This window comes from Lysinibacillus sp. CD3-6 (genome assembly GCF_006351725.2).
Classification (GTDB): Bacteria; Bacillota; Bacilli; order Bacillales_A; family Planococcaceae; genus Lysinibacillus.
On record NZ_CP085880.1, the window covers coordinates 3,650,771 to 3,664,496 of the forward strand.

Consider the following 13,726-nt stretch of genomic DNA (forward strand, 5'->3'; position numbering starts at 1 on the left):
CCACCTTCAGAGCACGGCGTCCACTTATTGCATAACTACATTACGGCAAAATCGTTGTACCGACTAATGTGTCGCCAACAATTTGCACGGATGGAACGCCTGCATTTAGGCACTCGATCGCCCCTTGTACTTTTGGAATCATGCCACCATAAATATGGCCTTCCTCAATCCATTGAGCTATTAACAGTGGCGTAACTTCTGCTTGATATTCATCTTGAATACGAATTCCTGAGACATCCGTAACGAGCAGTAAGCTTTCTGCTCCAATAGCAAGTGCCACTTCGCTTGCTACCGTATCTCCGTTAATATTCAGCGCTTGACCATTGTAATCTGCACCAACACACGCGATTACTGGGACTATTCCAGCTGTAATTAATGCTTCTAACAACGGCGTATTGACCGATTGCACCGCCCCTACAAAGCCGTAAACGTCCTTGTCTAAAAAGTCAGCGACTAGTAATTGGCCATCAAAGCCATTTAGCCCGACTGCTGCAATGCCTGCTGTTGTTAACTCATGTACAAGCGAAGGATTAACATTTCCTATTAATGTAGTCTGAACAACGTCCATAGCTGCTGCGCTCGTTACACGAATACCATTTAAAGCATGGGATTCAATATGTCGTGCTGCAAGCTCGCGATTAATGGCAGGACCTCCACCATGCGTAATAATAAGTTCTATACCACTTGCTTGTAGTTTTTTAAAATTCTCAAAAAATGCTTCATTTAAGCCTTCAAGCGTGCTGCCACCCAGCTTAATAACCATGCGCTTACGAGCGGTATGATGCATTGATTTGAACGTAGTCATAGGTTAAGTCACATCCCCAAGCATGCCCCTTGCCTTCACCTATACCAAGTGACACAAAGATTTTCACTTCATGCATTTTTAAAATTTGAATTAACTCATCTTCAGAAAATGCAACTGGTTCACCGTTTTCGACCATTGTTGCACCACCAATTTGAATTGTAATTTTATTAGGGTCAACTGTTGCACCACTATAACCAACTGCTGCAATGATGCGTCCCCAGTTGGCATCGCATCCAAATACAGCTGTTTTTACAAGTGGCGAACCAACAACCGTTTTAGCAATTTTACGCGCTTCCTCATCTGAAATGGCACCTTCTACTTCAACCTCAATCAGTTTTGTAGCACCTTCACCATCTTTCGCAATCATTTTCGCTAAATCCTCTGCCACAGTTTTTAATGTATAGTAGAAGTTATGCCAATCAGGGTGCGCAAATGTTAAAGAATCATTGCCAGCTACACCATTTGCCATTACGACAACCGTATCGTTTGTCGAAGTATCACCATCTACCGTAATGGCATTAAACGTTAAGTTTGTAATTTCTGATAATGCTGCTTGTAATACATCCGATTCTATATTGGCATCTGTCGTAATAAAACCTAGCATTGTCGCCATATTCGGTTCAATCATTCCTGAACCTTTTGCTACACCTGCAATAATTATTTCTTTGCCATCAACTACTGTGCTATAGCTCGTATTTTTCATCACCGTATCAGTCGTTAATATGGCCTGCGCAAAATCGATTGCACTCTCCAAGCTATCCTTCGGCTCTAATTGTGATATCCCACTAGCAACTGGCTCCATATTCATAATTTCTCCGATTACACCTGTTGAGCAAACACCAACTAAATTTGCAGCTATCCCTAACTTTTCAGCTGCTAAAGCTTGCATGGTTTGCGCATCTTTTACACCTTGCTTCCCAGTACATGCATTAGCATTACCAGAGTTTACAATCATTGCTTGTATTTTTTTTGTTGTATAGACAACATCTTTCGTTACTTTTAATGGCGCTGCTTGAACGGCATTTGTTGTAAATACCCCAGCTACACTTGCAGGTACGTCACTAACTAAAATAGCTAAATCCTTTTTCTTATGCTTTAGTCCGCAATGAATACCTGCTGCTTTAAAGCCTTTCGGTGAAACGATGTTTTTACTTGATAATTTTTTCATAACGTTCGTTGATGCTGTTAATGTCATAAACGTTTTCCTCCTCAGTTTGTATAATAAAGGTGACTGGCACTAAAACAATTGGCAAAATTCAAAATTGTTTGGGTGACTGGCACTTAAATGGCACTTAAATAAAAAATGGCACGACGTCTAGGCCTGTTGTTTGAGGTAAGTCCAATTGCACATTCATATTTTGTATCGCTTGCCCTGCTGCCCCTTTAACTAGATTGTCAATAACAGCGACAATTGTTGCACGGTTAGTGCGGGTATCGACTTTGACGAAAATATCACAATAGTTAGAGCCTTTTACACGGTTTGTAGCGAGGCTATTTACATCGGTTACAACCCTTACAAATGGATGTTTTTCATATGTTGCTTGTAAGCAAGCGACTAATTGCTGCTCTGTAATACCTGGCATTAAAGGAGCATAGGCAGTAGATAAAATTCCACGTGTAATCGGCACTAAATGTGTATTAAAAGTAATGGCTGTCTCTACACCAGTAAACAATGAAATAGCTTGCTCGATTTCTGGAATATGTTGATGTGTGTTTGTTTTATAAATCGAGAAGCTTTCATTCACTTCACTAAAATGGGTTGTTTGCGATGGTTTATTTCCAGCTCCTGATATTCCACTTTTTGCATCAATCACGAGGTAATTAGAATCTATTAGTCTCTCTTTTAACAAAGGTAATAACGAAAGTAGAACCGCTGTTGGATAGCATCCTGGGTTCGCAATAAGTGCTGCATTTTTCACATTATGAGCATTCCATTCAGTTAAGCCATATACACTTTGCTGAATAATTTCTAATGGCGCAGCTTTTTTTCCGTACCACTGTTCGTAACTTACTGGATTTTTTAAGCGGAAATCTCCCGATAAATCAATTAACCTCGGACCTTTTCCGACTAAAGGTGGTAACAGTTCACTTGTCACACCAGAAGGCGTACTTGCAAATACTACATCCAATTTCGCTAATGACTCATAATCTATTTTTTGCAATGGCGCATCTGTTATCGTAACTAAATGTCCAAACTTTGTAGAAAAAACGACACCTTCTTCAGAAGATGTAAATAACTCTATATGCTCTACCGCTGGGTGATTATGTAAAAAGCGGATAAGCTCCAATCCTCCATATCCTGTTGCTCCCACAATTCCTACTTTCATTTCACTCACCTCTAAAATAAGTTAAAAATAGTATACGTCTGCATAATTATTAAGTCAACTGAATTTTTATTTATTTATATTATTTTCTCAATCTTCTGTTATAGATGTTTCGAATTGATAGATACTACTGTAAATTAAGAAAAAGAAGGTAGGGACTCTTTCGTTAATCGAATGAATCTCTACCCTCTTCAGATGCATATATTGAATAAAAATAAATTTACATATTGAATACCAATTAATCTTCCATCGTGGAAAGATCACCAGTTGGCAAATCTAACTCCCATGCTTTTAATACGCGTCGCATAATTTTACCGCTTCGTGTTTTCGGCAGTTTTTCTTTAAACTCTATTTCTCTCGGTGCCGCATGAGCAGATAAGCCCCTTTTCACAAACTCACGAATATCCTCAATTAAAGCATCCGACGGCTCCACGCCTTCTCGTAAAGATACAAATGCTTTAATAATTTCCCCACGTACAGGGTCCGGCTTCCCGATAACTCCAGCTTCTAAAACGTCAGGATGTTCTAGTAGCTTACTTTCAACCTCAAACGGTCCAACACGTTCACCTGCTGTCATAATAACATCATCCACTCGGCCTTGGAACCAGAAATAACCTTCATCATCCATATAAGCTGAGTCACCAGACACATACCACTCACCTTTTAAGAAATACGATTCATAACGCTCTGGATTACCCCAAATTTGACGCATCATAGCTGGCCAACCACGACGCACCGCTAAGTTACCCATGGTAAATGGTGGAACTTCATTACCCGCATCATCTACAATTGTCGCATGAACACCTGGTAGTGGCTTGCCCATTGATCCAGGCTTAATATCCATGCTCGGATAGTTACAAATCATATGTGCACCCGTTTCTGTCATCCACCAAGTATCGTGAATGCGATGTCCTAGCTCTTCACTTCCCCAACGGATAACTTCAGGGTTAAGTGGCTCCCCAACAGATAATACATGACGCAATGATGATAGATCATAATTTTCTAGCATTCCACTCCCAGCACCCATTAGCATACGAAATGCAGTTGGCGCACTATACCATACTGTTACACTGTAATCCTCAATCGCTTGATACCATGCTTGTGGCGAGAAGCGTCCACCAACGATAAGCATTGTCACACCGTTTAACCAAGGACCAAATATTCCATAGGATGTTCCCGTTACCCAACCTGGATCAGCCGTACACCAATATACATCATTTTCTCCTAAATCAAGTACCCACTGTGTTGATTGATACTGCTGAATCATCGCATTATGAACATGTAAAACACCTTTTGGGGCACCTGTCGAGCCTGAAGTATAATGTAATATCATACCGTCCTCGCGGTCCATCCACTCGATGTCAAACTTAGCAGAAGCCTCTTTCAAGCGCTTATTAAAATCTAATATTTGTGGCGTTTCTTCTATCTCAGATCCTACTAAAAATACATGTTGCAAGTTTGGCAGTTTATCTAATGGAACTCGCTCTAGTAATTCAGGTGTTGTTACTAACACCTTCGCATCGCTATCTGAAAGACGATCATAAACTGCGCCTTCCATAAATGCTTCAAACAATGGTCCCACAATAACGCCCATTTTTAAAGCACCTAATAATGAAAAGTAAAGCTCTGGTGAACGCGGCATGAAAATAAATAAACGATCGCCTTTTTCTAGGTTTGTTGCTGTTTTAAATACATTTGCCGCCTTGTTCGTCAGCCTTTTCATTTCATTAAAGGAGTAGGCTTCCTTACGCTTCCCATCGTTGTAATATAGGGCTACTTTATTTTTCCGAGATGTTTCTGTATGACGGTCAATAGCCTCATATGCCATATTTACTAAACCTGTTTCATGCCAACTAAATGCTTTTTCTGTTTCTGCCCAATCATGTGTTGCTGCTGCCACCTCATAATTTGGCAAGTTATACTGCCCTGGTATCGCTGTTAATTTCTCCATCGTTTTCATCCCCATAAATTTACCCCTTCCTTTTTTGGCTTTAGTACATTCGTAAGCAAATTTCATTTCGTACTCACGATACCCCCGTAATTACGCTTGGACGTAATCGTAGCTGCCTGCCACTTCGGTTCACTTTGCTTGTATGCAATCTTCTCTTGAAGCCCCCTATAAAGGATAAAAAAAGGAGCATCCATCCCCATTTAGAAAATTAAGTGAAATAATGGCAATTGAAACAATTTCGCCATAAAAAACAGCTACTGAATGATATTAAAATTCGCCACTTTCTCCAAAGACAAATACGTTATGTAGCAATTGTTATAGAACAGTTTATGCAATCAATATTTGAACAATGCCTATTAAAACAACGTTCATCTGTTAAATAACAGTTGCAATATAAATCTATTTTACACGAATTCCACCTGAATGTCTCAATATTTTTATTTTTCCGAAAATGTAGTTATATTTCGTAATTTTAAGCGTTTTTCCGCTTTAAATCAGCTATAATGGAATTATTAAACTCAGGTGGTGTAATTATGGAACACAAAAAGACTTTTTTTTCTGTTACAAAGGAGACAAAGCATGGTACTGTTTATGTGGAAGGGCCTGTTCCTCCAGAAAAATTAGCTACATATACATTCCACGAGGGATTAGTTGCCTTTAGACCCCCAAAGCAACAACAGCAAGCCATCTTAGAAATTGCTGGGCTTCCTGAAGGGCGTATTATTATTATTCGAAATAACGACATTATTGTAGGCTACGTCACCTATTTATATCCTGATCCGCTTGAACGGTGGGCAGAGGACAAAATCGATAATATGATTGAATTAGGTGCGATTGAGGTCATTCCTGACTATCGTGGAACAGGTGCTGGTAAAGCATTGCTAGCGGTGTCCTTTATGGGAGATGAAATGGAGGACTACCTTGTTATAACAACTGAATATTATTGGCATTGGGATTTAAAAGGTACGGGATTAAATGTATGGGATTACCGCAAAATGATGGAGCGAATGATGAGTTCCGTTGGCTTCGAGTATTTTGCTACAGATGATCCTGAAATTACATCACATCCTGCTAATTGCCTTATGGCACGGGAGGGTAAACGAGTGCCCCCTGAAACAATGGAAAGGTTCGACAGGCTTCGTTTTAGAAATCGCTTCATGTATTAAAACCAACACAAAGGGGATGAGTATATGATTGTTGAAGAAATTATGAATGAGGAGCCTTACACATTGGCTCCGACCAACACTGTTCTAGAAGCACTGAGATTGATGCGCGAAAAAAAAGTTCGTCATTTACCTGTCATCGATAATGATCGGCATGTTCTAGGTGTAATTACAGAGCGCGATATTAAAGAGGCATTACCTTCCTCATTGAAAGATGAACCTAATTCTCCAGTCTTTAGCGCAAAGGTAGAAGAAATCATGATTAAAAACCCTCTTGTCGGTCATCCGCTTGATTTTGTAGAAGAAGTAGCGCTCACTTTTTATGAAGCAAAGGTAGGTTGTTTACCTATCGTTTCTGGAGGAAAACTAGTAGGAATTGTGACAACAACTGATTTACTCTACACATATATAGAACTGACTGGTGCCACTGAACCTGGCTCCAAAATTGAAATTCGAGTTAGCGATACTCCTGGAGTTTTGTTTGAAATAACGAAAATTTTCAATCTCCATCATGCCAATGTCCAAAGCGTTTTAGTATATCCTGATTCTGAAAATACACAAAATAAAATTTTAAGCGTCCGAGTTAAAACTTTAAATCCACTTGCTATCATAGAGGAACTTCGCCAAGAAGGATTCGACGTGTTATGGCCTAATTTACCAGGTGTTTCTTTAAAATGAAAAAGGCCGTCTTTGTTTATTCGCCAGAGCAACTCGGATATAAATTTTCAGATACGCATCCTTTCAATCACAAACGCTTAACGCTAACGATGGATTTATTAAAAAATATAGGAGCGCTCGATGATGTCGATATCGTTCCTGCACGCATTGCCACAGAAGAAGAACTTTTACTTGCGCATGATCCGAAATACATTGAAATCGTTAAAGATGCCGGCCATGGTAAACTGAGTGAGGCACAATGTGCAAGCTATGGTATAGGCACTGAGGATACACCAATCTTTAAAAATATGCACGAAGCTAGTGCCCAACTTGTCGGAGGAACATTAACCGCTGTCGATTGGGTAATGCAAGGAAAGGCTCAGCACGCGCTAAATCTTGGTGGAGGTCTACATCATGGTTTCCGCGGTCGTGCTTCCGGTTTTTGTATATATAACGATAGTACAGTTGCCATTCGATATATACAGGAAAAGTACAATGCGCGCGTACTCTATGTTGATACGGATGCACATCATGGTGATGGTGTACAATGGAGTTTCTACGAAGACCCAAATGTTTGTACATTATCTATTCATGAAACAGGGCGCTACTTATTCCCTGGAACAGGAAATATAACTGAACGCGGCAATGGTCAAGGTTATGGCACATCTTTTAACTTTCCAATTGATGCATTTACCGAGGATGATAGTTTCTTAGAAATATATGAAAAAGCTATGCGTGAAGTTTTCGAGTTTTTTAAACCAGATGTTGTTTTAACTCAAAATGGTGCCGATGCGCATTATTTTGATCCTTTAACACATTTATACGGTACTATGAATATTTATAGAGAAATTCCAAAGCTCGCTCATAAATTGGCACACGAATATTGCGATGGAAAATGGATTGCAGTTGGTGGTGGTGGTTACGATATTTGGCGTGTCGTGCCAAGGGCATGGTCGCTGTTATGGCTAGAAATGACAGATCAAGAAATCCCAACAGGAGCCTTACCTCAAGCATGGTTAGACCGTTGGCAGCCAGAAGCGCCTGTTCCCTTTATCCCAACATGGGAGGACCCTAATCCTCTCTATGAGCCGATTCCTCGAAAAACTGAAATTGAAGAAAAGAACGCTCAAATGTTAGAAAAAGCGTTACATATTATTCGCACAGAAAAGCGTAGCTAGCGGGGCTTAGCGGTGCCAGGCACGCAAACAATTCTGAATTTTCATAGCATTACTAGTATAGTTAATCCACGTAGACACCTACAGGAACAGCACAAGGAGTAAGACGCGACAGCGAGGGTTGCGGCTTACGGTGTGGCCGCGGAAAGCGTCCGCCGTAGCGGACAACAACGTTTTCAAGCACACATTTTCCCATAAAAAAACACGCAAATCTTAACATTAGATTTACGTGTTTTTTCTTATTTGCTTTTCACAGATTGACGATGTTCAATACGGTGCGGTAAGATAACCGCTACCTTTTCGTCCTCAATAGGCTCTTTATTCATAAGCTTAGTCAATAATCGCATCGCTACAGCTCCAATATCATATAGCGGTAATGCTACACTTGTAAGCTGAGGGCGAACCATGCGAGCTAACTTAGAATTTTCAAAACTGATGACTTCGATATCCTCTGGCACATTTTTTCCAGCATCTTGTGCACCATGAATTAAACCGATAGCAAGTTCATCACTTCCTGCAAAGTAGGCAGTTGGAGGGTTTTCAAGAGCAGATAATGTTTCCCAAGCTTCTAAGCCCATATCATAGCTCGATTCCTCTGCAGCAATTAGTGATTCATCTAAACTTAACCCTGCATCTTGCAGTGCTTTTTTATAAGCTTCAAGCTTGAATTTACCATTAATCGTATAAGTAAGAGGTCCTGTTACAAAGCCAATTCGTGTATGACCGTTTTGAATCAGTAACGAAATCGCTTCATAAGCTGCCTGGAAATAATCAATATTAACAGTGGCAATTGTTTGTGATTCGTCTACAGAACCCGCCAGAACAATCGGTACTGGTGAATGATCCATCGTTTGTTGCATCTTCTCTGTTACTTCATCACTCATCATTACAATTCCGTCCACTTGTTTACCTAGCATTGTATCTAGCAACTGTAGCTCTTTATCTTCATGTTGATCTGAGTTGGCAAGAATAATATTGTAGCGATACATTGTAGCGATATCCTCTACACCACGTGCCAGCTCTGCATAAACATTATTTGCAATATCTGGGATAATCACGCCAACTGTTGTAGTTTTCTTACTTGCTAACCCTCGCGCTACTGCGTTCGGACGATATTCTAATCGTTCAATTACTTCTAATACTTTTTTTCGTGTTGCTGGTTTTACATTTTGATTACCATTGACTACACGAGAAACGGTTGCCATCGAAACATTCGCTTCTCGTGCAACATCATAAATTGTAACAGTCATCGTACGTGCCTCCCTTTTTCCTTTTATAGCCTTATCATACGATAATTTTCGCATCATTTTCAAGAAGTGTACGTATATGAAATCAAATATCAAGTACAAATAGTACTGTTATAGACATTTTTTTGTCACGATATAGTAAACACCGCCTGCTTATTGCGCAAGCGGTGTGAAAACATTATGCGTGAATTTCGTGATTCTTCATGAATTTTTGTAGCGTTTCGTAGAATGCATCGAATGTTGGTATATCCATTTGTTGTTGTGAATCTGAAAGTGCTACAGATGGATCTGGATGCACCTCAGCCATTACACCATCTGCGCCGATTGCAATTGCTGCCTTCGCACATGGTAATAATAAGTCGCGTCGACCAGTTGAGTGTGTTACATCGACGAATACTGGTAAATGTGTTTCTTGTTTTAAAATTGGTACTGCTGAAATGTCTAATGTGTTACGCGTCGCTTTTTCGTACGTACGAATACCACGCTCACATAGGATGATGTTTTCATTCCCTTTAGACATAATGTATTCTGCTGCATGAATGAACTCGTCAATTGTTGCTGCTAAACCACGTTTTAATAATACAGGTTTATTTGTGGCACCCGCTGCTTTTAATAACTCGAAGTTTTGCATATTACGAGCACCGATTTGGATAACATCAATATAATCTAGCGCTTCTTCTAAATGACCTGGTGTTACAATTTCCGTAATAACACCTAAACCAAATTCATCAGAAACACGCTTTAAAATTTTCAGCCCTTCTAAACCAAGACCTTGGAAGTCATATGGAGAAGTACGAGGTTTGTAAGCACCGCCACGGATTAGCTTTTCACCTTTAGCTTTAATAGATGCTGCAACTGCTGCTACTTGTTCGTATGATTCAACCGCACAAGGACCAAATACGAAAGATGGTTTTCCTTGCCCAATTAGCTCACCATTAACATTAATGACAGTATCTTCTGATTTTTTCTTGCGTGACACAAGTAATTCTTTCTTTTTATCAGCTTCTAATTGTTTTAAAGCTGTTTTAAAGATTTGTTTAAAAATATAATCAACCGTCATTTGGTTTAACGGACCGTGATTGTGTTCCTTAATTAGATCAAGCATGTGTCGTTCACGCAATGGATCATAGCGATTAACACCTTGTTTTTCTTTAATCTTACCGATTTCATCTACTACAGCTGCACGTTCGTTAATTAGACGAAGAATTTCTAAGTTTAATCCGTCAATCTGACTACGTAAGCTTTCTAAATCTTTTTGGCTCATGCTTCTTGCTCCTCTCCCTATGACAGACACTTTCAGAACTCTGAAATGTATGTTACATTTTTAGATATTAGCATCATTATAATCAATGTTGTTCAGAATGTCACGCATTTTTAATTTAGCGCTTCAACTCGCTAAATTATTTTGAGTTATTTCAAGGAAGGAAGCGATTACATTGAGTTCAAAATTATTTGCACTTGATATCGGTACACGTTCTGTTGTTGGCATTATTTTAGAGGAAGATAATGATCATTTTCATGTACAAGATATTTTAGTAAAAGAACACAAAGAACGGGCCATGGTAGATGGTCAAATACATAATGTCATGTATGTTGCTGAATTAATTAATGAAATTAAACAAGAGCTTGAAGAAAAGCATGGACCATTATCGAAAGTAAGTGTCGCTGCTGCAGGTCGTTCATTAAAAACAGAGCAGGCAAGCGTGACCATTAATATTCGTAACCGCCCTATATTCACTGAAGAAGACATTAGTCGCTTAGAATTACAGGCAGTTCAACAAGCACAACAACAGCTCCTACAGCATAAAGAGGATGCCAAAATAAGTCACTATTATTGTGTTGGCTATTCCGTTTTATATTATCGTCTAGATGGTGAAGAAATTGGTAGCCTTCTCGATCAGCAAGGTGACGAGGCACAGATTGAAGTCATTGCGACTTTCCTTCCACGTGTCGTAGTAGAATCGCTGATTGCTGCCTTAAAACGTGCGAATTTAGAAATGGATGCCTTAACATTAGAGCCTATTGCTGCAATTAATGTTCTCATCCCTCCTACAATGCGCCGTCTAAATGTGGCACTTGTCGATATTGGTGCTGGTACATCCGATATTGCCATTACCGACAAAAGTACAGTCGTGGCATATGGGATGGTGCCAACAGCGGGTGATGAAATAACAGAGGCGCTTAGCGACCATTATTTGCTCGATTTCCCAGTGGCTGAAGAGGCGAAGCGTCAACTGCACTGTGCTGATGAAATTTTAATTCAAGATATTTTGGGCTTTGACCAATACTATCCAAAAGCTGAAGTGCTTATCGCAATTGAGCCTGCTGTTAAACAACTTGCTAAGGCAATTGGAGAAGAGATATTGCGCCTTAATAATAAAACTGCCCCAAAAGCTGTGATGCTCGTTGGAGGTGGTAGTTTAACGCCTAATCTAACAACAGAGATTGGCCTAGTACTTGATTTACCAGCAAATCGAATTGCTGTACGCGGTGTGGATGCCATTCAAAATTTAACAAAGGAGGAGCATATAAAAGCATCCCCTGAGTTAGTCACACCAATTGGCATAGCCATTGCTGCAAAGAAAATGCCAATACAATATATGAGCTTAACGGTAAATGAACAAATTGTACGTCTTTTTGAATTAAAAGAAATGACAGTTGGCGATGCCTTTTTAGCAGCCAATATTCGAGCTAAACAATTATATGGCAAGCCAGGACATGGATTATCTATTAGTGTGAACGGACAAGATATTTTCATACCTGGAGGTCACGGTCAACCAGCACAAATTTTAGTTAACAGTCAACAAGCCACTACAAAAACCATTATTAAAACAGGCGATGCCATTCAGTTAATTGAAGGTCAAGATGGACATCCAGCCACTGCTACGGTAAGAGATATTGTTGACCAAGCAGTAACTAAAACGGTAACTATTCAAGATACAAAATACGTTATCGAACCAACAATTACTGTCAACGGTTCACCCGTTTCTATGGACACTGTGTTAAACGATCGGGATATAATCGTGTTTGAAATAGCTGAAACGGTTGAAGATATATTTAAATTTACAAATAATACGCATTTACTAATGCAATTTGAATCTTTTGTTGTTTATGTCGATGGAAAACCATTATATTTACCAGCGTTTTCCGCTCAGTTACTCATTAACGGAAAACCAAGTAAACTATCATATGCTGTTCAACAAAACGATGTAATTACCTTCTCGCAACCAACATTACCTACTGTACAGCGAATTGCTGATCATATGAATGTTTTACTTGAAGATAAAATCATTATTCATTTCCAACAGGAGCTAGTAGAGCTGAAAAAAACGACAAATGACATGCTTGTTAACCAGGCAGTTGTTTCACCGCTCTCAACTGTCCCCAATGGAGCGACAATTGCCATTCAGGAAAAAGATCGAAGTCCTTGGATTTATCAGGATGTTTTCCGCTTCTCTACTTGGCAGCTACCAACGACATTTAAAGGGCATTTTACGATTCTCCGTAACGGACAACCTGCATCATTTGATACAGAAATCTTTGGTGGCGACCAACTAGAAATAGTTCTTGAAGACGCACCTTTATCATTATAAGCACGTGTACACAAAGAAAAAGTGTTAGATTGATTACAATCAATCTAACACTTTTTGCTATATCGTTGATGTCTACTAAGGCAGCTGCTTTACGGCTTAGCATGTAAGTTGCAACCCCGTAAGAGTTATCGCCCTTTACACCATCAATGAGTGTTCTCTATTAATTTTTTATACTATGCACGGACTTCTTGTGCTTTCTCTTCATCCGTTTTTTCCTTTTTTTCTGACACTTCTTCTTGTTCTGATTTAGCATCATCGATAAAGTCCTCAAGTGGCTCTTCCCCTTCGAAAGAGACCGTACCATCATCAAAAACAGTTGGTGCTTTTGCAGTCTTGAGTGTCTTTACTTTTTCAACCAATTGCGAAGATTGCTCTTGGATTTGTTTTGATAATTGCACTGTTTTATCTTTAGCTGTTGATGATAAATCCGCACTTTTATCTTTTAAATTAACAGCTTGCACTGCCACATCACTACGTAAATCTTTCCCTGATTTCGGAGCTAATAGTAACCCTGCAGCTGCACCCACTATACCCCCAACTAAAGCGCCAATGACGAAATCTTTCATATTTACACGCTCCTCTTCATAGATCGAATCTTGCGAATTATAAAGCTGTGGCAATGTACTTTCTAGTTGTTGTTCCTTCACTTCGTTAAAGTTTGGCTTTTGTGTAGTCATGGACAATTCCTCCCATTTTATAATCTAATGCGCCTAGACGTATGTATTTCCACTTGAATGTGTCATACAATATAAATCGCCTAAGGCTTTATTTATATTCAGCTGGCGTTAAGAAAGCACCTGCTAAATAATAA

The 13,726-nt window shown here is 39.4% G+C and carries 11 protein-coding genes; 4 read left to right on the forward strand and 7 right to left on the reverse strand.

Annotated features, from left to right (window positions below; all coding sequences use genetic code 11):
• Window positions 1-40: 40 nt before the first annotated feature.
• From argB to acsA, 4 genes are all read right to left on the reverse strand, one after another.
• Window positions 41-805 carry an acetylglutamate kinase gene (argB, locus tag FH508_RS18140; protein ID WP_139860465.1) on the reverse strand — a complete coding sequence of 255 codons (765 nt, stop codon included), beginning with the start codon at window positions 803-805 and terminating at the stop codon, window positions 41-43.
• Window positions 768-2,000: a bifunctional glutamate N-acetyltransferase/amino-acid acetyltransferase ArgJ gene (argJ, locus tag FH508_RS18145; protein ID WP_173477564.1), complete on the reverse strand. Its 1,233-nt coding sequence runs from the start codon at window positions 1,998-2,000 to the stop codon at window positions 768-770. Before argJ ends, argB begins: the two co-directional genes overlap by 38 nt.
• 97 nt (window positions 2,001-2,097) lie before the next feature.
• On the reverse strand, window positions 2,098-3,132 hold the full coding sequence (gene argC, locus FH508_RS18150) for an N-acetyl-gamma-glutamyl-phosphate reductase (RefSeq protein ID WP_173477565.1): 1,035 nt from the start codon (window positions 3,130-3,132) through the stop codon (window positions 2,098-2,100).
• Window positions 3,133-3,367: 235 nt separating this feature from the next.
• A complete protein-coding gene (gene acsA / locus FH508_RS18155) occupies window positions 3,368-5,095 on the reverse strand; it encodes an acetate--CoA ligase (RefSeq protein WP_370635663.1) in 1,728 nt (575 codons plus the stop codon).
• Window positions 5,096-5,613: 518 nt separating this feature from the next.
• Here acsA and FH508_RS18160 point away from each other — a divergent pair.
• The 3 genes from FH508_RS18160 to FH508_RS18170 are packed head-to-tail and all read left to right on the forward strand — an operon-like array spanning window position 5,614 to window position 8,078.
• Window positions 5,614-6,246 (forward strand): GNAT family N-acetyltransferase, encoded by a 633-nt coding sequence (locus FH508_RS18160; RefSeq protein ID WP_173477566.1) that lies wholly within the window; start codon window positions 5,614-5,616, stop codon window positions 6,244-6,246.
• A 24-nt stretch (window positions 6,247-6,270) separates the two neighbouring features.
• On the forward strand, window positions 6,271-6,921 hold the full coding sequence (locus FH508_RS18165) for an acetoin utilization AcuB family protein (protein WP_173477567.1): 651 nt from the start codon (window positions 6,271-6,273) through the stop codon (window positions 6,919-6,921).
• On the forward strand, window positions 6,918-8,078 hold the full coding sequence (locus FH508_RS18170) for an acetoin utilization protein AcuC (protein ID WP_173477568.1): 1,161 nt from the start codon (window positions 6,918-6,920) through the stop codon (window positions 8,076-8,078). Before FH508_RS18165 ends, FH508_RS18170 begins: the two co-directional genes overlap by 4 nt.
• A gap of 236 nt (window positions 8,079-8,314) precedes the next feature.
• Here FH508_RS18170 and ccpA read toward each other — a convergent pair whose 3' ends face one another.
• Both ccpA and FH508_RS18180 read right to left on the reverse strand, forming a co-directional pair.
• The gene (ccpA, locus tag FH508_RS18175; RefSeq protein ID WP_139859829.1) at window positions 8,315-9,325 is read right to left on the reverse strand and encodes a catabolite control protein A; all 1,011 of its coding nucleotides are present in this window, start codon (window positions 9,323-9,325) and stop codon (window positions 8,315-8,317) included.
• Window positions 9,326-9,500: 175 nt separating this feature from the next.
• A complete protein-coding gene (locus FH508_RS18180) occupies window positions 9,501-10,586 on the reverse strand; it encodes a bifunctional 3-deoxy-7-phosphoheptulonate synthase/chorismate mutase (RefSeq protein ID WP_139859827.1) in 1,086 nt (361 codons plus the stop codon).
• 172 nt (window positions 10,587-10,758) lie between these two features.
• On the opposite strand from FH508_RS18180, the gene FH508_RS18185 reads away from it, so the two are divergent.
• Window positions 10,759-12,915, forward strand: coding sequence for a cell division protein FtsA (locus FH508_RS18185; protein ID WP_139859825.1), 2,157 nt, complete (start codon window positions 10,759-10,761; stop codon window positions 12,913-12,915).
• A 173-nt stretch (window positions 12,916-13,088) separates the two neighbouring features.
• Here the strand turns inward: FH508_RS18185 and FH508_RS18190 are convergent, their stop codons facing one another.
• A complete protein-coding gene (locus tag FH508_RS18190) occupies window positions 13,089-13,592 on the reverse strand; it encodes a YtxH domain-containing protein (protein WP_173477569.1) in 504 nt (167 codons plus the stop codon).
• Between the last annotated feature and the right edge of the window lie 134 nt (window positions 13,593-13,726).